This is a genomic window from Ferdinandcohnia jepli (assembly GCF_047246645.1).
GTDB lineage: Bacteria > Bacillota > Bacilli > Bacillales > Bacillaceae_L > Ferdinandcohnia.
This window is the reverse complement of sequence record NZ_JBFOKR010000007.1, coordinates 197,479-217,582: the sequence shown is the minus strand read 5'-3', so window position 1 is coordinate 217,582 and position 20,104 is coordinate 197,479. Positions and strand designations below refer to the sequence as shown.

The 20,104-nt window shown below is 36.1% G+C and carries 20 protein-coding genes; 4 read left to right on the top strand and 16 right to left on the bottom strand.

The features are described from left to right. Position 1: 1 nt before the first annotated feature. Complete coding sequence (gene uxaC / locus AB3M96_RS09555) at positions 2–1,399, bottom strand: glucuronate isomerase (RefSeq protein WP_412967366.1); 1,398 nt, start codon at positions 1,397–1,399, stop codon at positions 2–4. Positions 1,400–1,719: 320 nt separating this feature from the next. Here uxaC and AB3M96_RS09550 point away from each other — a divergent pair, with 320 nt between their 5' ends. Next, positions 1,720–2,664 (top strand): GGDEF domain-containing protein, encoded by a 945-nt coding sequence (locus AB3M96_RS09550; RefSeq protein ID WP_412967365.1) that lies wholly within the window; start codon positions 1,720–1,722, stop codon positions 2,662–2,664. Positions 2,665–2,684: 20 nt separating this feature from the next. After that, positions 2,685–3,641 carry a D-2-hydroxyacid dehydrogenase gene (locus tag AB3M96_RS09545; RefSeq protein ID WP_412967364.1) on the top strand — a complete coding sequence of 319 codons (957 nt, stop codon included), beginning with the start codon at positions 2,685–2,687 and terminating at the stop codon, positions 3,639–3,641. Between the two features lie 32 nt (positions 3,642–3,673). Here AB3M96_RS09545 and AB3M96_RS09540 read toward each other — a convergent pair whose 3' ends face one another. From AB3M96_RS09540 to AB3M96_RS09520, 5 genes are all read right to left on the bottom strand, one after another. Further along, complete coding sequence (locus AB3M96_RS09540) at positions 3,674–3,994, bottom strand: YciI family protein (protein ID WP_412967363.1); 321 nt, start codon at positions 3,992–3,994, stop codon at positions 3,674–3,676. A gap of 20 nt (positions 3,995–4,014) precedes the next feature. After that, positions 4,015–4,254 carry an excisionase family DNA-binding protein gene (locus AB3M96_RS09535; RefSeq protein ID WP_412967362.1) on the bottom strand — a complete coding sequence of 80 codons (240 nt, stop codon included), beginning with the start codon at positions 4,252–4,254 and terminating at the stop codon, positions 4,015–4,017. A gap of 326 nt (positions 4,255–4,580) precedes the next feature. After that, entirely contained in the window at positions 4,581–6,155 is a 1,575-nt protein-coding gene (locus tag AB3M96_RS09530; RefSeq protein WP_412967361.1) for a M2 family metallopeptidase, read from the bottom strand. A 337-nt stretch (positions 6,156–6,492) separates the two neighbouring features. Continuing rightward, entirely contained in the window at positions 6,493–6,870 is a 378-nt protein-coding gene (locus tag AB3M96_RS09525; RefSeq protein ID WP_412967360.1) for a DUF2500 domain-containing protein, read from the bottom strand. A gap of 111 nt (positions 6,871–6,981) precedes the next feature. Next, positions 6,982–7,701, bottom strand: a complete 720-nt coding sequence (locus AB3M96_RS09520; protein ID WP_412967359.1) for a YebC/PmpR family DNA-binding transcriptional regulator — start codon at positions 7,699–7,701, stop codon at positions 6,982–6,984. 244 nt (positions 7,702–7,945) lie between these two features. On the opposite strand from AB3M96_RS09520, the gene AB3M96_RS09515 reads away from it, so the two are divergent. After that, positions 7,946–8,785 carry a P-loop NTPase family protein gene (locus tag AB3M96_RS09515; RefSeq protein WP_412967358.1) on the top strand — a complete coding sequence of 280 codons (840 nt, stop codon included), beginning with the start codon at positions 7,946–7,948 and terminating at the stop codon, positions 8,783–8,785. 32 nt (positions 8,786–8,817) lie between these two features. Here AB3M96_RS09515 and AB3M96_RS09510 read toward each other — a convergent pair whose 3' ends face one another. The 7 genes from AB3M96_RS09510 to AB3M96_RS09480 all read right to left on the bottom strand — a co-directional run bounded on the left by AB3M96_RS09510 (position 8,818) and on the right by AB3M96_RS09480 (position 16,389). Beyond that, the gene (locus tag AB3M96_RS09510; protein WP_412967357.1) at positions 8,818–9,585 is read right to left on the bottom strand and encodes a hypothetical protein; all 768 of its coding nucleotides are present in this window, start codon (positions 9,583–9,585) and stop codon (positions 8,818–8,820) included. Further along, positions 9,582–10,310: a hypothetical protein gene (locus AB3M96_RS09505; RefSeq protein ID WP_412967356.1), complete on the bottom strand. Its 729-nt coding sequence runs from the start codon at positions 10,308–10,310 to the stop codon at positions 9,582–9,584. Before AB3M96_RS09505 ends, AB3M96_RS09510 begins: the two co-directional genes overlap by 4 nt. Positions 10,311–10,461: 151 nt before the next feature. Further along, positions 10,462–11,190 (bottom strand): DsbA family oxidoreductase, encoded by a 729-nt coding sequence (locus tag AB3M96_RS09500; protein WP_412967355.1) that lies wholly within the window; start codon positions 11,188–11,190, stop codon positions 10,462–10,464. A gap of 122 nt (positions 11,191–11,312) precedes the next feature. Continuing rightward, positions 11,313–12,062, bottom strand: a complete 750-nt coding sequence (locus tag AB3M96_RS09495) for a GNAT family N-acetyltransferase (protein ID WP_412967354.1) — start codon at positions 12,060–12,062, stop codon at positions 11,313–11,315. Between the two features lie 56 nt (positions 12,063–12,118). Further along, positions 12,119–14,266: a sensor histidine kinase gene (locus AB3M96_RS09490; protein ID WP_412967353.1), complete on the bottom strand. Its 2,148-nt coding sequence runs from the start codon at positions 14,264–14,266 to the stop codon at positions 12,119–12,121. Continuing rightward, on the bottom strand, positions 14,244–14,936 hold the full coding sequence (locus AB3M96_RS09485; RefSeq protein ID WP_412967352.1) for a response regulator transcription factor: 693 nt from the start codon (positions 14,934–14,936) through the stop codon (positions 14,244–14,246). Before AB3M96_RS09485 ends, AB3M96_RS09490 begins: the two co-directional genes overlap by 23 nt. Before the next feature lie 319 nt (positions 14,937–15,255). Next, on the bottom strand, positions 15,256–16,389 hold the full coding sequence (locus AB3M96_RS09480; protein ID WP_412967351.1) for an acyltransferase family protein: 1,134 nt from the start codon (positions 16,387–16,389) through the stop codon (positions 15,256–15,258). 276 nt (positions 16,390–16,665) lie between these two features. On the opposite strand from AB3M96_RS09480, the gene AB3M96_RS09475 reads away from it, so the two are divergent. Then, on the top strand, positions 16,666–16,881 hold the full coding sequence (locus tag AB3M96_RS09475; RefSeq protein ID WP_412967350.1) for a hypothetical protein: 216 nt from the start codon (positions 16,666–16,668) through the stop codon (positions 16,879–16,881). A gap of 374 nt (positions 16,882–17,255) precedes the next feature. Here AB3M96_RS09475 and qoxD read toward each other — a convergent pair whose 3' ends face one another. From qoxD to qoxB, 3 genes are read right to left on the bottom strand one after another with little or no spacing between them, the layout of a single operon-like run. Further along, positions 17,256–17,540, bottom strand: a complete 285-nt coding sequence (gene qoxD, locus AB3M96_RS09470) for a cytochrome aa3 quinol oxidase subunit IV (protein WP_412967349.1) — start codon at positions 17,538–17,540, stop codon at positions 17,256–17,258. Between the two features lies 1 nt (position 17,541). Then, complete coding sequence (gene qoxC, locus AB3M96_RS09465; RefSeq protein WP_412967348.1) at positions 17,542–18,138, bottom strand: cytochrome aa3 quinol oxidase subunit III; 597 nt, start codon at positions 18,136–18,138, stop codon at positions 17,542–17,544. Then, entirely contained in the window at positions 18,135–20,087 is a 1,953-nt protein-coding gene (gene qoxB / locus AB3M96_RS09460) for a cytochrome aa3 quinol oxidase subunit I (RefSeq protein ID WP_412967347.1), read from the bottom strand. Before qoxB ends, qoxC begins: the two co-directional genes overlap by 4 nt. Positions 20,088–20,104 lie beyond the last annotated feature (17 nt).

The window sequence follows — 20,104 nt, the reverse complement described above, 5'->3', positions numbered from 1 at the left end:
CCTAGATTGAAAAATAACGTTTTGCATTTTCATAGCATATGCCACGTACATATCTTCCTAGGAGTTCCATATCTCTTGGTGCTTTTCCTTGCTCAACCCATGTTCCTAATAAATTACATAGAATTCTTCTGAAGTATTCATGTCTTGGGAATGAAAGGAAGCTTCTAGAATCAGTTAACATACCAATGAAGTTGCTAATAAGCCCCATGTTTGCCAAGGTTCTCATTTGGTCTTCCATTCCGTCAATTGTATCATTGAACCACCATGCTGTACCGAATTGAACCTTTCCAGGAACTTCTGATCCTTGGAAGTTTCCAGCCATAGCAGCTAAAACATTATTATCATTTGCATTTAAGCTATACAATACAGTCTTTGGCAGCTTGTTCTGTACATCCAAAGCATCTAAAATTCTTGATAATTTATCAGCAACCTTGATATCACCGATTGAATCAAAACCGGCATCTGGTCCGAGCAGATTAAACATACGAGTATTATTATTTCTTGTTGCACCAATATGAAGCTGCATTACCCAGCCTTTTTCAGCATAAAGTTCGCCTAACGTTACTAATGTGTAGGTTTTGAATTGGTCGACCTCTTTTTGAGTAAGCTGATTACCTTTTAATCTCTTAGCAAAAATAGCTGATACTTCCTCTTTTGTTGCTGCTTCATAGAAAAGTACACTTAATCCATGGTCAGAGCTCTTACAGCCTCTTTCATCAAAGAAATCCACGCGTGATGCAAGGGCACTTAGGAATTTTTCATAGTTTTCAATAGATTGACTGGTAACTTCCCCTAGTTTTTCAACCCATGGTAGGAAGTCATCTTTTTCAATTGTTAAACCTTTATCAGGTCGGAACGATGGAGAAACATTAACGCTGTATCCTTCATTCTTCAACTTACTATGACTAGCTAAGTCATCCGTTGGATCATCCGTTGTTCCTACAAATTCCACCTTAAATTTTTCAAAAATGGAACGTACAGATAATTCAGGAGTAGCAAGTTTTTCATTCGCCTCTTCCCAAATAGCAGGTGCAGTTGTTTCATCTAATAACTCATCAATTCCGAAATAGCGTAAAAGCTCTAAATGTGTCCAGTGGTAAAGTGGGTTACCTATCGTATTGGGAACTGTTTTAGCCCAAGCCATATATTTTTTATACTCTGGTTTATTCCCAGTAATATAATCCTCACTAATACCATTTGCTCTCATTAATCTCCACTTGTAATGATCTCCACCAAGCCATATATCTGACAAATTACTAAAGTTCTTATTTTCTAGAATCTCTACTTGGTTTAAATGATTGTGATAGTCTATGATTGGCAAATGTTTTGCCACATTATGATATAATTCCTTCGCAGTGTCATTGTATAATAGAAAATCATCCGTAATAAATGTTTTCATTTCTTTCACCCTTTCAAATTGGCTACATGCTCCCTAACTTACATACAATACTCATATTTTGTATTAACAATTTTAATTAGGTTACTAAACAAACTATTTGCCTATACTTAATAATATAAGAAAACGCTTTTATTTTCAATAAATATCTTTTGGATTTAATAGGAAATACTCGAATGAATACAATATTTCAAAGTATTTTGAATGGAAGTTTTATGGTACTTATTATATTATTAAGATAATAAATGCTATTCTAAAATATGTACAAATTAGCACAATTAACCATGTACATACGAATAAATAATAAAGACTGGTGGGCCACTATGAATCTTTCAGCGTTACGAGATAGCTATTTCCCTCAGATTCTAGATATTATACCATCGATAATTAATGATCATTTTATCGAGTTGCGTCAAAATCCAGAATTAAATAATTTCATAGTTGAAAGTCCTACATACGCTACATCTTTAGAAGAAACTTTTCGCACACAAGGTAGGGCACTTTTTTACGATGACAATGATTATTTGAACTTCATCCGCGAGTCCGAGAAAACAGGCTACGAGTTAGGCAGGATATATGCGACTAAAACTCAACTTACTATGCAGCAAATTCTATTGTTAACTAATAGTACCCGCATTTGTTCGCTACGACACTTTTTAAAGGTACTCCATGGGGTTGAACTTACACCCATTACCGGATTACTTATAGAGCGTGTGTTTGAGTTAAGCAATTACCGTCAAAACGCCTTTTTTGATGGATTTGTTCAACAGAGAAATCAAAAGTTACGCAGCGAAAGTATTACGGATCCACTCACAAACGTCTTTAATCGAAGACATTTTTATGACAGGGCCATTGAGGAAATGAAACGAGCCTACCGCATTAAATATCCTCTTTCATTAATGTTAATTGATATTGATAACTTAAAGTTGGTAAACGATGAGCATGGTCATCTTGAAGGTGATCGATTATTGAAACACTTTGCGAAAGTGGTTTCTAGAATACGGGCAAACTTTGATAGTATTTTCCGGTTTGGGGGAGATGAGTTTATCTTATTGCTTCCAAATTGTACTGAGGAAAATGCTATTGAAATTGGCAGGCGATTAGATGTTGAATTACAAAACTTCAATAAAAAAGCGTCACTCTCTTTTGGGACAGTCACACTCCCTCTATTAGAAAATCCTGAGGAATTAAATATTGATTATTATATCAACTTGGCTGATTCAAAAATGTATGAATCAAAGCATGCTTCTAAAAAAGTAAATTCTTAAATTAACGAAGGAGGAACAACGTGTCTAAACTAGTTATTACACAAAATATAGAACCATCACAATTAACAAATATAAAAAAGGTGGTGCCTGATTGGGAAGTAATTGCAGGAAGAGATTCCTCTGTCTGGTTAGACCACTTACAGAATGCTGAAGTTGTTGTCGGCTGGAAAAAGGAAATCTCAGAGAAATGCCTACAATTAGATTCTAAGTTAAAGTGGCTCCAAAGCTGGAGTGCAGGTGTTAACAGTATGCCACTTCAATCACTTGAAGAACGTCACATACAACTTACCAGCGCAAATGGAGTACATGCTTATCCTATTTCAGAGACCATTTTTGCGCTGATGCTTGGTTTAACTAGAAAGATTCATACATATGTAAGAAACCAACAAGAAAAGAAATGGCATCACTCTGGCTTAAAACTCGAAATACATGAAAAAACGATTGGAATCATTGGTGTAGGGGCTATTGGAAAGGAAACGGCTAAACTCGCAAAGGCTTTTGGAATGAAGGTACTTGGTGTACGTAATTCCGGCAAAGACGTTGAGTTTGTTGATGAAATGTATACTTCAACTCAAATACATGAAGTTCTTCCACAATGTGATTATGTAGTTGTAACATTACCGCTAACAAAAGAAACTCAACACCTATTCGGTAAAGAAGAATTTAAAGCAATGAAGCCCTCATCCTTTTTTATTAACATTGGAAGAGGAGAAATCGTAAAAGAAGATGAATTAATCGAGGCTCTTCGTTCTGAGGAAATCGCAGGTGCTGGACTTGATGTATTTACAAAGGAACCTCTAGAAGAGGATAGCCCGCTTTGGGACTTTGAAAATGTCATAATAACACCACATACTTCAGGCTCCACTGAACATTATACGAAACGTGTGATTGACGATATATTCATTCCTAATCTAAAGAGTTATGTCGCGGGCAACCCTTTACCTTTAAATTTGGTAGATTATAAAAAAGGATATTAAAAGAATGGCCATCTTATATTGATGGCCATTTTCTATACATTAAACCTCTTATTAAATAATGCTACTCGGTATGGATACAGTTCTGCATTCATAATTCCTTTTTTTACTGCAGGATCATACTCCATAATCTCCCTTGCCTCAGCCTCTGAATTAGTTTGAAGTATAACAATTCCAAAAGTGGACTCATCATCGTTTAGGGTTCTCCCCGCAAGCACAACCTTATCTTCTTCCATTAACCTTTTTAATTGATTAAAGTGCGCTTGAACAATTTCATTTTCTTTTTCTGTCCAGTTTCGTTCATCCAGCAATCTTGGAATTAATTTGAGCGTGTATATATATTGTTCAGTTGGCATGATTTCACCCTTTTACCGTCTTAGTCTTCATCTTTTACATCAATATCCTCTGGAATCGGTTCATTTTGATATTCTTCATAAAGTTTTTTGTACTTTTCAATCTGTTCTAAATGCGTGTTAAATTGCTCTTTGTACAACAGATACTGTTCTCCATCAAAGAGTGCACGAACTTTCTTTTCCTGAATAAGCTTTTTAACCTGTGCCTCAGATACTGATAATAACTCTGCAGTTTCTTGTATAGTTAGATACAATCTATTCATCCTTTCCTATTTTCTTCGATAGGCTCTTCTCTCCGCATATTCCGAACATGGTATACAAACTTTAATTTGTTTTCCTTGATCATCGATATATTTTCGCAATGGCTTACTTTTTCTTTTGCAAATCACACACTTTGTATTAAAGAGAGAAAATAATGCCATAATTGCTCACCTTCCTTTTAGGATACTATACTTCTACTATTTATATGAAGCTTTCTGGATGTTGCTAAATTCCGAGACATTTGGCGACACCATACATAGTTGCGCTTGCTTACCAATAAGCAAAAAAATGAGAGATAAGACTCTCTCATTTTTTCTTCAGGTGTATATCAAACGTTTACAAACTGATCTAAGAAATGCTGTGGATTTAGCTTCTCTCCTGTTGCTTTTTCTATTTTTTCATTCCAAGCATATAATGCTCCTGGTTTGAAGAAGTCATTTAAGAGGAAATCCCCAACCTTTTCAGTAAATAAATCTGTCGAGATATTTGTCTCGATATAACGTTGAAGTTGAGAAGTCGTTAACTCTCCAAGTAAATAGTTTTGGTAGTAAACCGGAACTAATGTAAAGTGTATTTTTGCTGCCCAATGAGGATAGTCTTGGTTCTCTGGTGGTGTCACAAATTGAACTTCATTTACAATTTTCCACCATAAAGCATTTAAATCCTGATCCGGGTTTTTGTATAATTCACGTTCAAAGAATGAAAAAGTCATAATCCAACGGCCTGCGATTAACATTTGGCGACGCAATGACTTTTCAATCAATGGAGTAATTTCTTCGACTTGGCCCTCTTCTAAACCAAGGAATTGCTGCAACCATGCTGGATTTTTCGCAAAGCGTCCATAAAGCATGGCAATAGCTTCAGTTGTTAGCGTATGCGCAGGGCTACGCAGCAAGAACGGAAGTGACCGATCAATATATTTAAAGTAAACCGCATGACCGTATTCATGTAGCATTGTTGCAGACCAATAATCAGAAGGAATGTTATTACTTAAGACGCGTACATCACCTTCACGATCAATGTCTGTACAAAAAGCATGCTGATTTTTTTTATCTCGTGGATACAAATCACTCTTCTGAAGCATATCAGAAATATCCATACCCATTTTAGTGAATGTTTCAGATGTTAAGTCTTCTAGATTTCTTCCTTCATAGAACGGGTCTAGGTCCAGATCTTTTGAAGGTGGTGCCTCCTGAAAGAAAGGGTCAGCATAATGCCATGGACGTAATTCATCTACAGCAATACCAAAGCGCTCAGCAAGCTCCTCATCCATTTCCTGTTTCACCTGACGGAAAGGCTCATCGGAGATTTCCTTTAGTTTTGTAAAAATAGTGAAAACTTCATCTCGGTCAAGTTCCTGTAATTCAAAACTCATTTGGTGAAAATTATCATATCCAAGTGATTGTGCAGCTGCATTACGTTTTTTCACAAGTGTAAGTAGCTTTTCTTCTACTTCTTTTGCAATTTGTTTACTTGCATGCCACGCTTGCTCACGTTCCTCTAAATCATTACTTTTAATTAGGATTTGACGAATATCATTCTCTGAAACAGTCTTTCCATTTAAAGTAGCACGGTATGTATTAAAAACGCCAATTAACTCTGTCGATAACTGTACCATTTCTGTTAATGTTTCTTCTGATAATTGGTTTTCAACCATATTGGAATAAAGGAGTTGAAGCTGACGTTTTTGTACAGGGTCTACCACTTCCTCAAGGTATGCTTTTACCTTTTCGAAACGCTCAGAATTTGAGAAATACAAATTGTATGCTGTTTCGGCCTCTGCAGCCTTTTGGTTCCACTCTTCTTCTCCAGTTGTTGCTGCCATCCAAGAAGCTTCAGCACCATATTTATGTAATTCTTGGACCGCTTTATTTTGTTCCTCTAAAAATTGTTCAACTGTCATTCTTCATCCTCCATTTCAGTGTTCTAATTCCTATTATTCTAGAAAAAGCGACAAAATCCTCTATATTTGGAGGAGTTCGCTACTATATTTAGGCGTTCCGGATTGTGTTATACTACTAATTTGCTAAAAACATTGTTTTTAGGTTACTAGATTAAAGCGTTTTGCATGATAATTTGGATTTATGGTTTTTACAAGAGATTTATGGTTTTTAAATTGAAAATACGGTTTTTAAATTGAATTTATGGTTTTTAAATGAGATTTACGGTTTTTAATCGAAATTTACGATTTTTAGCGAGAATTCACAGTAAATAATTGATCCATTCAAACCTATAAGATCCTAATTTGAAAATCTCTCAAAACCTAAATATCTAGTTCCTTGAAAACTGAGTTTCCCCATGTCTCCTTCTGCAAGAAGACCAAATTCCTTATCGGTAACCTTAAACTCAGAGCGATCCCCGCTCTCATACTCAAATGTTACAAAGTACTGAGTATGAGTCGAATGACTATGATGACCTCCGTGGTTATGGGTATGTCTACTAGTATGTGTACGCTTTGTCTTTACAATGGCTGGTACAGTAAGACGTGGTGATGCCTCATTTTTCTGCCATTGAGTGATACCCTTTCCAACGTTAATAATAATTGCACCTATAACGATAATAAAAACAATCCCAATGAAAATCGGTATCACACTAAACATAAAATCTCCAGGATACATCTTGATTCCCCCTTAAAACTTCATACTAACAATACGCTTGAAATATCATAAAAGTTTCAATTATCTGCTCATAAAAAAAAGCAGACCCACAAATGGTCCACTTTATCAACTTTATTCACCTAAATCAACATTATGATACACTTGACGAACATCTTCTAAATCTTCTAAAGCATCAATCATTTTTTCAAACTTTGCTTGTGCATCTTCTGGAAGTGTTACATCATTTTGTGCAAGCATTGTTAATTCGGCTACAGTAAATTCTGTTACACCTGCACCTTTGAATGCTTCTTGCACCGCATGAAATTGTTCTGGCTCTGCATATACAATGACTGAATCTTCTTCTTCAAGGATATCACGTACATCAACATCTGCTTCCATTAGTAATTCAAGAACATCATCAGCCGTTTTGCCTTCAACACCAATAACAGCCGTTGCATCAAACATGTAAGCTACAGATCCACTTACGCCCATGTTCCCACCGTTCTTACCAAATGCCGCACGAACTTCAGATGCTGTACGGTTAACATTGTTCGTTAAAGCATCTACGATAACCATTGATCCGTTTGGACCGAAGCCTTCATAACGAAGTTCATCATAGTTTTCATCTGAACCGCCTTTAGCTTTTTCAATTGCACGATCGATAATAGCTTTTGGTACATTGTATGTTTTAGCGCGCTCTAGCACCATTTTTAGATGTTGGTTAAGCTCTGGATCGGGCTCACCTTGTTTTGCTGCAACATATATTTCGCGTCCGAACTTCGCATAAATACGACTTGTATTCGCATCCTTAGAAGCTTTCTTTTCTTTAATATTGTTCCATTTACGGCCCATATTTGAACACTCACTTTCATGTTTCGAATATACAAAAACTATTATAATGAAATCAACAGGTTTCTCCAACTATCATAAGACTAAAACCCATTACACCTCATATAAGTGATTTTTAACAAATATTATTATACTCCAACTACCTTCCGTTTTACGAGTGAAATTAGAAGAAAATGTAACCAAAATTACTTGTGAAATTTTGGATATAACTCTACTATTATTCTATCGACATAAAACGGAGGCAATTATGAACTCTAAATTGATAATGATTGAAGGTATTCCTGGTTCCGGCAAAACTACGACAGCTAAAAAAGTAAGTGAATTACTCACAAGCATAAATGTTAAAAACCAACTCTTTCTTGAAGGAAATGCAAACCATCCTGCAGACTATGAATCAACAGCATGTTTGAGTGAGGACCACTATAATAGTCTGCTAGAGAAGTATAGTGAAGGTAAAGATATCATAGAATCTTATGTAACCAAGAAAAAGTCTTTCTCGTTTATACCATATGGGAAAATGAGTACTGAGGCAGTGGGTTTGCCGGAAGCTCTACTTCAAGAACTAGGTTCTAACGACGTATATAATCTTCCATTGGAAACTTATTGTGACGTTATATTAGAGCGTTGGGAAGAGTTTGCTGAAAAAGCGAAAAATGATGACACTGTTTATATATTCGAGTGTGCGTTTCTGCAGAATCCCCTTTGTGTATTAACTGCAAGGGATGATCGACCATATCCAGAAATTAGTGACTTTTACTCAAAGTTCACCGAAATACTTACATCATTGAACCCAGTTTTAATTACGATTAATCAGTCAAATACGGAGGAAACAATTGATCGAATACGAAAAGAACGAAGTCAGGACTGGTTTGATTTTATCACTTGGTATTATACACAACAAAGTTTTGGTAAGAATCGAGGTTTGAATGGATACGATGGTGTAATAGCATATTTAGACTATCGAAAAGAAACTGAGGCTTTACTGCTAGCTTCATTTCCATTTTCAAAGCTTCACTATGATAATTCATCCTATGATTGGGATAAGATGAGCACAGAGATTGAGAGATTTATTAAAGAGTATATGTAAAAAAGAGTACCCACTCATAGGGTACTCTACTCCTACCTATCATCTTCCACATTTATAAATTCCAGTTCATCAACTTTATTTAAAGTTCTTACATAAGCTAAATCTACGCTCGAAGAACCTCCACCTACATGAGTTTTTCCTGCTCGTACTTCTTCATTCGATTGATTATAAGGAATCCAACCAAAATATACGTCTTGATTAACTGGGAAAAAGTTAGGGGAAAAGCCATCTGGCTGTATAGCTTGTTGTAGCTTTGCTGATTCTTCCATTACCGTACTCCATTCTTTCGGGAGTTTCATGATTCCATATGGCGTTTTCTCAAAAGAAATTGTTGTTTGCATTTGTATTCTTGGATAATATGTATGCTCCCCTTCAGTAATATGATAGTTACGGTCTCTTATTGCATAAAAATCTCCATGGCTAATTTGGTCATCTGGATGTATATTCCAGAATAAAACATAGCTACTTGGATCGTTACTATCAATTTTCCAAATTTCCGGACCTCCAGATGTACTATCCGCAACAAGCTTCCATTCATGTTGAGTCCACATCCATAAACTAGTTCCGTAGCTATTATCACTAGCTTTAAAAGGAACAAACATATGCTCATCATCAATTTGAACTTTTTCGATAATCTCCGTGGCGTTACTATTTAGTGAATATCTATTTAACTCTATAAGCATTTCACGCTCAGATAAAAAGCCACTAGGTTTTGCCATGTAATAGTAATACATAAAACTCGCAACACCAACTAGTAAAATGATTCCAACCAACCATAAGACTTTTTTCTTTGTTATCACTCGCTCGCCCCCCTTACAAATTCCTCTTTTGAGCGGAAGTAATATTGCTTTTGTGGTGTTGAAATAAGTAATCCCTTGCCGTCATCTTCAATAAAAATAGTTGTTGGTACACCACTTCCCCATTTCCCCTTCACTCCTAGAAGTTGATAAGGAAAACGTTCTGTTCTTTGATTCACATCACCGTTCATATACGTTTCTTCATACCATTTATCGCTATAAATCATATCAATTTTCATTGTTGAAAGCTGTGAGTTCATTTTTTCCTTGTCTAGAACTGTATCTTTTGCGGAAGGATGTAGATTCACAATAGTTGCACCTTCAACGTTTGATATATATGTTTCTATATGATCAGGTGGATAAGCAACATGCTGTATTCCTAAGGTAAGTAAGGTTAAAGCAAGGAACAGAAAGTTTGAAAAAAAACCTAACCATGCAAAAGAACGGTATGTTTCCCATCGCCCTCTACCTTGTAAAACAGCAAATAATATCCACGCTCCAAGTGGTAGTATCGGAATTTTAATGATCGTCTCAAACATATTTACATTAATAGAAAATGTAAAAAGGCCAAATAGTAAAACAACTATAACCTTCCATATACTTGGCTTTATTTCTAGTTTAGTATATTTTCTATTTGCAAAAAAAACTATAACTCCCCATCCAACAATTACTGTTAACAGGGAGACTAAATCAAACGGAAATTCGAACTGAAAAGTAATAAGTAACACCCCTTTTTATCTTCTTCCCTACTATATATTCCTCAATTTGCGACAAAATTCCTCTATTAAAAGGAAAACTCGACTCTTCTATCACCCATGTTAAATCTAGAAATACAAAAAGTGCAAAGCACCCTGCTTTGCACTTACATCTATCGTATTTTTATTTATCTTGAGGTATAGCACAACTATCATCCGTACATGCTGCATCTGCAGCGCCATCACCTGATAAGTCCTGTAATTTTGGAGCCGGAGCTTCTTCTTTCCATACTTGTTGTAATGCACCAAGGAAAGTTGAAGTAGGCTGAGCACCCGAAATAGAGTATTTTTGATTAATCACAAAAAATGGCACTCCTGTAACTCCAATTTGTTGTGCAAAAGCTTCATCAAGACGGACATCATTTGAAAATTTTGTTTTATCCTCTAATACCTTTTGCACTTCTTCACGGTCTAATCCTAAAGAAACAGCGATTTCAGTTAAGATCCCATGGTCACTGATTAACTTAGACTCTTCAAAGTAGGAATGTAGAAGTTGTTCTGTCATTTCTTTTTCTTTACCTACTGTTTGTGCATATTTCGCTAAGCGATGTGCATCAAATGTATTGGTGGGTTTCATCTCTTCAAAGTTAAAGTTCAACCCAACAGTTTGTGCTTGCTGACCAACACTACTGTTCATGCGTTTTGCTTCTTCAACAGTTACGCCGTACTTGGAAGCAAGAGCTTCATGAATATTTTTACCAGAATACAATTGTGCATTTGGGTCTAGTTCAAAACTTTTAAACTCAACCTCTACTTGATCTCGATTTGGAAACTGCGCAAGAGCCTCTTCCAAACGACGTTTTCCTATATAACAAAATGGACATACAAAATCTGACCATACTTCAATTTTCATTCTAAAACACCTCTTCTATCTTGGTTTCCATTATCGTACCACAGACTAAGTTAAAAATGCTCATCTGACGACTTCATCTTAACGTACCCTTTTTATAGATGGAAAATGCAAGTGGTGCTCTCTTATAACTCATGTTTCATCCATACATTCGGTTCTACATAAGTTCCAATGTTTTCTTCTATATTCATTTCAACTGGTACTAGGCCAGCCGGAATAATATATGACCCGCTTTCAGGAAATTTCATCCCTACCCAGCTCTCCCATTGTTCTACTGTTCCTCTAATAATCATCGATTCACTAGCCACTCTCACTATCTCTGCTTTAGATTTCCAATGAATTCTTAACCAAGGGTCAAAAGGCGCTTCATCATCCCTTATCCAATTTGCATATTTCTCCATTGGGATAAGTGGATACTTATGCTTGAGGGACGGGCGAACAGGAGCTACCATTTGTTTAATGCCAGTGTTTCTAACTAAATCCTTCATAGTATGTACCATAAAATCACTAATTTTCTTACCCCGTAGGTCTGGATCAACTACTATCGCAATTGCTGAAACCGCATTTGGACTTAATCCTTTATTGTGTTCCTGTACTCCTCTTGCCAAGACGTCATCCCAGCCACCCGGTAGGTCATCTACATTTCCGTCCCATCGAAAGGGAATTGAATTTCCACAAGCAATTACTTTATCTTGCTCATTTACTAAAACAAATTGATAGGCTGGAAATATTTTTGGTAATTCGCCAAAATACTTTTCCGCCACTTCATCAAATAGCATAAACTTTGCCCATCCTGCTGAATGTAGTGAGTTCATTCCAGTTACTAGTTCAGGGCGTTCTTGTAATGTGTATACTTTATAATTTTCAATTAACATTATTCTCTTCCCCCTAAAAGGCCCTATGCTAACATAGGGCCAAGAAATTATACTTTTCACTGTACAGAATCAAACTGTACTGTTACCTTGAACAAATCTCCGTCAAGTCCAATATCCATATTACCTCCGTGAAGATCGACAATAGATTTAGCGATTGCCAGACCTAAGCCGGACCCTTCTGTATGACGAGATGTATCCCCTCGTTTAAAGCGTTCAAATAATTCATCTACATTTTCTCCAAGTTCATACTTGGTAACGTTCTTAAATGTAATAATCGCTTTACCTTTTTCCTCTTTCACTTGTATATAAACCCGTGTATGTTCTAGCGAGTATTTAAGAATATTTCCTATCAAGTTATCGAAAACTCGCCACACCTTTTGCCCATCAATATTTGCATAAACAGGGACGCCAGAATTAGAAACACGAAATTGAAGAGATGAATCTTTTATCTTTTCTTCATGCTCTGCAAGTGCCTGTTCTAGTAGTTGATTTAAATCTATCCTTGTTTTTTCTAATTCAATATTTCCACTCGCCATTTTTGATGCTTCAAATAAATCTTCTATTAAAAACTTAAGTCTTTTTGATTTACGGTCAATGATTTCTATATAGGAAATACGTTCTTCTTCACTAAGTCCAGGCTTTTTTAGAAGCTCGGAATACGAAATGATAGATGTTAACGGAGTGCGAAGATCATGACTCACATTCGTTATTAACTCTGTTTTTAAACGTTCACTCTTCAGTTGCTCTCTTTGAGAAAACTCTACTCCAGACTTGAGTTCATTAATATTGGCTGCAAGAGTAGCTAACGGTGAATTTCCTTTAACAACTAAATCAGGAGCAAGATTACCCTCAACTAGTTCAGAAGTGTGTTTAAGAATGATGTTAAAATATCCTGCACGTTTTAAGATTAAATAGATGATTGGAACAGCAACAGGAATAAATATAAGTAATAGTAAAATGAAATTTTGCAATGGTGAGTTATACCATCGGTTTGCTAAAAAGAACCCTCCTGGAACAAATGCTATGATCACACTCAACAAGAGGAGAGTCTGTACGCCAATACTTCTATTTAAAAAGGCTTCACTAATCGCTTTATATCCTTTATAAAGTAGACTGTTTTGGAAATCGGCTTTCCGATTTTCTTTGTCATTTAATCTATTTTGGATTAGTTTTAGGAAAAGTAAAGTAAACCCAACCAAAACTAGTAAGATAGTAAAATTGAAAAGTAATTTTCTTTTACTGCTAATATAAAAAAATATATCCTTAGAATCCCAGAGAACTAAAAAAGAAACAACTCCTAAAATTACAACCAATACTGTATTAATATCAATTGGAATAAATCTTTTCGCAATTCTTATTTCTTTAATTTTCATCTTTGTAAAGAGAAACAAACCTGCTAGTAATGCAATAATTCCACCTATCGCTAAACCATAAAAAACTTTCTGGTTTTTAAGGAATTCCAGATAGCTATGTGACATAACCGATTCAGAAACGTCTTTTTTAACTCCCAGCTTACCAACGAGCTTTTTCTCCTCTAGTGAGACTCCTGGTGGACCAATTGGAGTTAGTATATAATCCCAGTCTTCTATAAATAACATAGTTTCTTCTGTGAAATACTTCTCATCCTTACCTGAAAGATTTGTATAAATTTCTCCAGTCTCCTTATCTTTTAAATAAAAAGCAAAGAACTGTTTATACTCTTCATAGACATTTTCCATATTTTCTAGTTCTTCGTAATAAGCGTCCAGCTCTTTCTCTTTTTCCTTTAAAAGTTGGTCCTTTGTATATTCATCATCTTCAAAATAAGATCTCATTTTTTCTAATTCTTTATCACGTTCCACTGTAAGCTTTTCTGCTTTTTCAGTTTCTCCAGCTTGTTTTGCTTCCTCTATTCCGTAGTTGTATTCATTATTTATCAGTTCTAATTGATCTGACAAGTCACTAAGCTTCGAACGAGCTACATCTATTTCACCCTTTGTTACGATTAAATTACTATGTGCTTCTTCAAAAGGAATATCATAAATTTCATATTTGCTTATATAGTGCCAAATTTCATTACGTTCATGGTTAAAGTTATTTGTTTCAAAATAGTCAACAAATAAATACTGATTTGCATTATTTACTAGAACACTACCACCAATTAATCCGAACGTAACTAATAAACTAGTTAGTAACCATATACTATTTTTCCATTTTGTAGCCAATTCCCCACACCACTTTCAGATACCTTGGATTTTTAGGATCAATTTCTATTTTTTCACGAATTTTTCTTATATGGACAGCAACCGTATTTTCTGCATTAAATCCCGGTTCCTTCCATACACGCTCATATATTTCTGAGATTGAAAAAACCCGTCCTGCATTAACCATTAATAATTCAACAATTCGATATTCAATTGGTGTGAGTTTTACTTCTTCACCATTGATAGCAACGTGTTTAGCAGTTTGGTCAAGGGTTAAACCATGTAAATCTATGACCTTAGCTTTTCCTTCATATGTTCCAAGTGTCACATATCTCCTAAGCTGCGACTTTACTCTAGCAATTAATTCAACTGGATTAAAAGGCTTTGTAACGTAGTCATCCGCTCCAATTTGAAGTCCTAATATCTTATCTGTGTCTTCACTTTTTGCACTTAGCATAATAATTGGAATGTTTTTTTCTTCTCTGATTCTATATGTAGTTGCAATTCCATCTAACCGCGGCATCATAATATCCATGATAATTAAGTGAATTTCGTGTGTATGTAAGGCATCGATCGCTTCAATTCCATCCTTTGCTTTGTAGACAGTTAAACCTTCGTTCTTTAAATATATTTCAATCGCATCTCTTATTTCTTTTTCATCATCCACAACAAGAACGTGGTAATTGTTCATACGATTTCCTCCTATTGGAAACATCTGTTTCAAAGGCTTATTTCTAGTAGTACTTTGAGTGTGAAGGTATAGATAGTGATTTCCGCTCCTGGCACTCGCTTTCCGCGGGCGGACCGTGAGCCTCCTCGTCGCTACGCTCCTGCGGGGTCTCACCTGGTCACGCTTTTCCCGCAGGAGTCTCGTGCCATGCGCTCCAATCACCCTGCGAACAAATTAATTAACTATATATGTTTACAGAGATTTTTAAAGCAACAAAGTTACTTAACATTCTCTTCAATCGACTAAATTATAGCACCAAAGATTACCAATAATATAGCCTTTATTTTTTAAAAACTAGATAGGTAATTTCTGAAGAATTTCTTAAAATTTTTGTTTTAAGTGTTGCCGCTCCATTTTTTATCACATGTGACCCTTTTTCTTTTATGATTTTTACGATTGTACCTTCAACTAACGGTTTTGTAACTAGGATAACCGGCCTTGATGCTAGCAAGACTGATACTACTAGCGCTATCACCGGAGCTACTACCACCAACAACGGGCTGGCATCAACATATATCCCCATTATTTGTAAGAATTTGATTAATACAAAATGAAACAAGTAGATATAGGCTGTTTTTGATCCGTAATTTGTATACCATCTTTCACTGGAACTTATCCATGGTAGAAAGACTGCAATTCCGAATACCATAATGATATAAAACAAGATTCTTAGAAGAGAACCTTCTATTATACCGAGACCAATTGTTTCATACGCTTGTTTTCCTAATAATAGCCCCCTTGATACTTCCAGTCCCGTAATCTTCATTACAGCTATTATAAGCAGGAATAATCCTATTGAAATTAGTTTGAAAGATGGCTTTTTAAAAGTCGTTAATAACTCTTTATTTAAATAGAAACCTAGCAAAAAGAACGGAAAAAACACAAATGTTCTCATCAAATTATAACTTTCAAACCCACTATCCATGTACCCTACAGCAACTCCAAGGAAGACTGCAATTAGGATAGGCTGCTTTAGTCTTGTAAAAACAAACAACAGTAGATTCCAATAATATACACTTAGTAAAAACCACATTCCCATAAATGGCTTGAACCAGTCGAAAGAAGAAAAGCTATAGTTTGTTAAATAATGATTTAGAAATAAATAAAATACCTGGAATAGTAAATAAGGCACGAAAAGTTTTGTTGTTATTTTTTCAATATACCCTTCCTTATAAAAACTTTTTGCAAACATACCTGTCAACATGATAAGAGCTGGCATCCGAAAAGACGCTAGTAAATTATTTACTAAATAAATCGCCTCACTCTCCCCCTTCATTGGGCTAACCAAATGACCAAAAACGACGAGTACGATCAGCGTAAACCGGGCATTGTCGATATATGGGTCACGTGCTTTTTTATAATTATTTTTAAGCCCCGTGCTTTTTTCTCTCAAACTAGTAATATGTATTTTCATAGATAACACCTTTCCTTTTACTCCCTTTTCTAGCATTATTGTAGAAAATCATTTTTAACAATTAAGTAGGATAAATCTGAAGAATTTCTTAAGAACTGGTGTTAAATTATGAAGAAACGAATCGTGATTTGGGAGCTATTACGTCTTTTTGAAAAAGTCTACAAAAAAACTAAAAAAAGTTTGACGATTTTGTGAACAAAGTGAATAATATATAGTAAGAACTCAAAAAGTTTGATTTGACTTTTTGAACATCCTCTATAAGGTGGGGTGAAATGAATGGAATCGAAAGTGAAATTACTCAATGCATGTAAATTTATCGGTGGTGCCCTGTTTATCCTGGGGACTGTACTTTTTATTCTAGGATTATCCGTAAGCGGTTACAGTATTTTAACTCCGCTTGGAATTGGAACAGTTGTTGGAGCAGTATTTATTTTCCTAATGGGAGTTTTCTTTGTAGTAACAGAGGAAATGCTTGAAAAAAACTATAAGTAAAATAAGAAAAGCACAAGCGCCTTCAAAGAGGTACGTCGACTAAGTACCGCCACGTCCTGTGGGAACGTCAACGTCAGCACATCCTGTGCAAGTCCGACAAGCGCTGGAACCCTGACGAGGAGGCTCTAAAAAATGCTAAAGCATTTTTTCTGCGAGGCTTATGCTCACGCAGCATTCCTTAGTGTTGCCGCCGCAGGAGGGGTGAAGCGACCTCTCGCTGCTTAAAAGCAAAGCTTTTGCGCAAGATACTCGAAGAAGCTTATTCTGGTAGGAAAACTGGCTAGGCGCTGGAGCTAGACACCGAAAACTCGGTTAAAATTTTTATACTTTCTTAAACATAAAAAGGAGCGCTACCGTAGCGCTCCTTCTTTATTTTAAACGTAGCCCCAAACCATGGTTAAAAGTGTACCAAAAATGGTTACTAACCCGATAATGACTCCGTAATAAATATTCGTATAAATTGAATGTTTATCATCTGTTTCGCCAGCGTGCATAAATAACACTAACTGAACGGCAGCTTGAATGAAGGCTGTTACCAAGAGAATTGTCATTCCTACTGCAAAGGACAGTTCAAAAAAGTAAACTGCTAGTGCCACAGCTGTCAGGACAAGTGAGAAAATAAATCCCATGACCTGTTTTCGTGGAAATAATTCTTTCATCTTACATCATTCCTTTCAGGTAGATGAAGCTGAAGATAAAGATCCAGACAACATCTAGAAAGTGCCAATAAAGAGAGAAAATGAATGATTTATTTGTAGTTGCTGGAGTTAATCCATGCTTTTTAATCTGTAGCATTATAAAGAGTCCCCAGAACAAACCAAGTGTTACGTGCGCACCATGTGTACCTAATGTCGTTAAAAGGATTGATGTAAATGCACTCGTTTGTATGCCTGCCCCTACGTGTACATAATGAACAAACTCATATATCTCTACTCCTAAGAAGGAAAGTCCTAGAAGGAGTGTAATTCCAAAGAAAGTAAGCATTGCTTTTTTGTTACCAATTCGCATCGCGTGAATCGCTAAACCAATAGTAAAACTACTTGTTAAAAGTAATAGCGTCTCAATTAACACCGGTGTGATTTCAAAGATTTCTGCACCAGATGGTCCATTACCTGTTCTATTAAATAATACGAAATAAGATGCAAACAACGTTGCAAATAACATTATTTCTGCACCAAGGAAGATCCAAAAACCGAGGATCTTCAGTTGGTTTTCTTCTGTGCTGTATTCAAGAGGGAGAGAGTGATCTATTTTCATTTTTGATTACCTCCCAATTTAGTTTCTGTTTTTTTAATTTCCTCTACGGAAATATATCTGCCATGATCTTGTTCGAATGAACGATATGCCATACATCCGAAGATGGCTAGAGTTGCGATAACTAGTGGAATCCATAATCCAAATACAAATGAGAATCCCCAGGCAAAGAAAATCACAAAGCCCAGAATAAATGGTAAACCACTATTGTTTGGCATATGAATCTTTTTGTATTCACCTTTAAACAGTTCATGCCCTTTTTTCTTTGAATCCCAAAGTGCTTCTGATGAAGAAACATCAGGAACAATCGCAAAGTTGTATTCTGGAACTGGACTATGAGTTGACCACTCAAGAGTACGTGCATCCCAAGGATCTGAGCCGATATCTCTTGAAGCATAGCGAGTACTGTAGTAAATATTATAAACAATCAATACAAAACCGACTGCCAGGCCAATTGCTCCAACAAATGAAATCATATTCCAAATTCCAAAACCTGTGGATTCAGAATACGTGTACATGCGACGAGCTTGACCGTCAAGTCCAGAGAAGAACATTGGCATAAAGGCAACAAGTGTACCCATACAAATAAGCCAAGCTGCAGCCTTACCAATTTTTTCATTCAACATAAAGCCAAACATTTTTGGCCAATAGTATGTGAGACCCGCCAGCATAGCAAACACAACACCAGGAATAATAACCATGTGGAAGTGAGCTACTAAGAACATTGTATTGTGATATTGATAGTCTGCAGCTGACATTCCTAACATAACCCCAGTTACTCCACCAATTGTGAAGGTAGGAATAAATAGTAGTGCATACAGCATTGGAGTCGTAATGACAATTTTTCCTTTCCAGAGTGTTAACAGCCAGTTAAAGAGCTTAACACCAGTTGGTACTGCAATTGCCATCGTTGTAATCGAGAATATACTGTTTGCAAAAGCTCCCTGCCCCATTGTAAAGAAGTGGTGAGCCCATACAAAGAACGATAATAGTGAAATGATTACCATTGAAGCAACCATTGATTTATAACCGTATAAATTACGACGTGAGAAGGTAGAGAAAACTTCGCTATATATACCGAACGCCGGAAGAATTAAGATGTATACCTCAGGATGTCCCCAAACCCAGAACAGGTTTGCCCAAAGCATATCCATTCCACCATTGTCCGTTGTGAAGAAGTTAGTAGCAAAAAGACGATCTAGCGTTCCCATTGCAAGTGCTACTGTTAATACTGGGAATGCAAATACAATAATGACGTTCGTAATTAATGATGACCATGTGAACATAGGCATTTTCATTAGTGTCATTCCTGGTGCTCTCATTTTAAGAATGGTCGTAATAAAGTTAATTCCTGTCATCAGTGTACCGATACCGGAAATTTGAAGAGCAATCATATAATAGTTCGTACCCACGGATGTACTATATTCAGTACCTGCTAATGGGAAGTATGATGTCCAGCCTGCGTCAGGTGAGCCACCAATTATAAATGAAATGTTAAATAACATTGCCCCTGCAAAGAAAAGCCAGAAGCTAAGTGCATTTAGACGTGGAAAAGCTACATCGCGCGCACCAATTTGTAATGGTACTACATAGTTCATTAATGCCATGATAAAAGGCATTGCCATGAACATAATCATAACAATTCCGTGTGTTGTAAATACTTCATTATAGTGTTGTGCATCAAGCAACGTGTTCTCGGGTACAGCAAGCTGCGCACGCATCATAATCGCGTCTACTCCACCACGGAACAGCATCAATAGGGCCGAAATTAAATACATAATCCCGATACGCTTATGGTCAACAGTAGTTAACCATTCACGCCATAGATAACCCCATTTTTTAAAATATGTTAAACCTGCAACAATCGCAATCATGGTAAGCCCAATTGCAACCATCGAAGCATAAATTGCCGGACTTGGATGTGGAATTGCAAATCGATTAAAGAAATCCATGGTTCGTTTACTCCTTT

Coding starts and splice junctions, on each gene's coding strand:
- uxaC (WP_412967366.1), bottom strand. CDS start 1,399: ATGAAAACATTTATTACGGATGATTTTCTATTATACAATGACACTGCG.
- AB3M96_RS09550 (WP_412967365.1), top strand. CDS start 1,720: ATGAATCTTTCAGCGTTACGAGATAGCTATTTCCCTCAGATTCTAGAT.
- AB3M96_RS09540 (WP_412967363.1), bottom strand. CDS start 3,994: ATGCCAACTGAACAATATATATACACGCTCAAATTAATTCCAAGATTG.
- AB3M96_RS09535 (WP_412967362.1), bottom strand. CDS start 4,254: ATGAATAGATTGTATCTAACTATACAAGAAACTGCAGAGTTATTATCA.
- AB3M96_RS09530 (WP_412967361.1), bottom strand. CDS start 6,155: ATGACAGTTGAACAATTTTTAGAGGAACAAAATAAAGCGGTCCAAGAA.
- AB3M96_RS09525 (WP_412967360.1), bottom strand. CDS start 6,870: ATGTATCCTGGAGATTTTATGTTTAGTGTGATACCGATTTTCATTGGG.
- AB3M96_RS09520 (WP_412967359.1), bottom strand. CDS start 7,701: ATGGGCCGTAAATGGAACAATATTAAAGAAAAGAAAGCTTCTAAGGAT.
- AB3M96_RS09515 (WP_412967358.1), top strand. CDS start 7,946: ATGAACTCTAAATTGATAATGATTGAAGGTATTCCTGGTTCCGGCAAA.
- AB3M96_RS09500 (WP_412967355.1), bottom strand. CDS start 11,190: ATGAAAATTGAAGTATGGTCAGATTTTGTATGTCCATTTTGTTATATA.
- AB3M96_RS09495 (WP_412967354.1), bottom strand. CDS start 12,062: ATGTTAATTGAAAATTATAAAGTATACACATTACAAGAACGCCCTGAA.
- AB3M96_RS09485 (WP_412967352.1), bottom strand. CDS start 14,936: ATGAACAATTACCACGTTCTTGTTGTGGATGATGAAAAAGAAATAAGA.
- AB3M96_RS09480 (WP_412967351.1), bottom strand. CDS start 16,389: ATGAAAATACATATTACTAGTTTGAGAGAAAAAAGCACGGGGCTTAAA.
- AB3M96_RS09475 (WP_412967350.1), top strand. CDS start 16,666: ATGGAATCGAAAGTGAAATTACTCAATGCATGTAAATTTATCGGTGGT.
- qoxD (WP_412967349.1), bottom strand. CDS start 17,540: ATGAAAGAATTATTTCCACGAAAACAGGTCATGGGATTTATTTTCTCA.
- qoxC (WP_412967348.1), bottom strand. CDS start 18,138: ATGAAAATAGATCACTCTCTCCCTCTTGAATACAGCACAGAAGAAAAC.
- qoxB (WP_412967347.1), bottom strand. CDS start 20,087: ATGGATTTCTTTAATCGATTTGCAATTCCACATCCAAGTCCGGCAATT.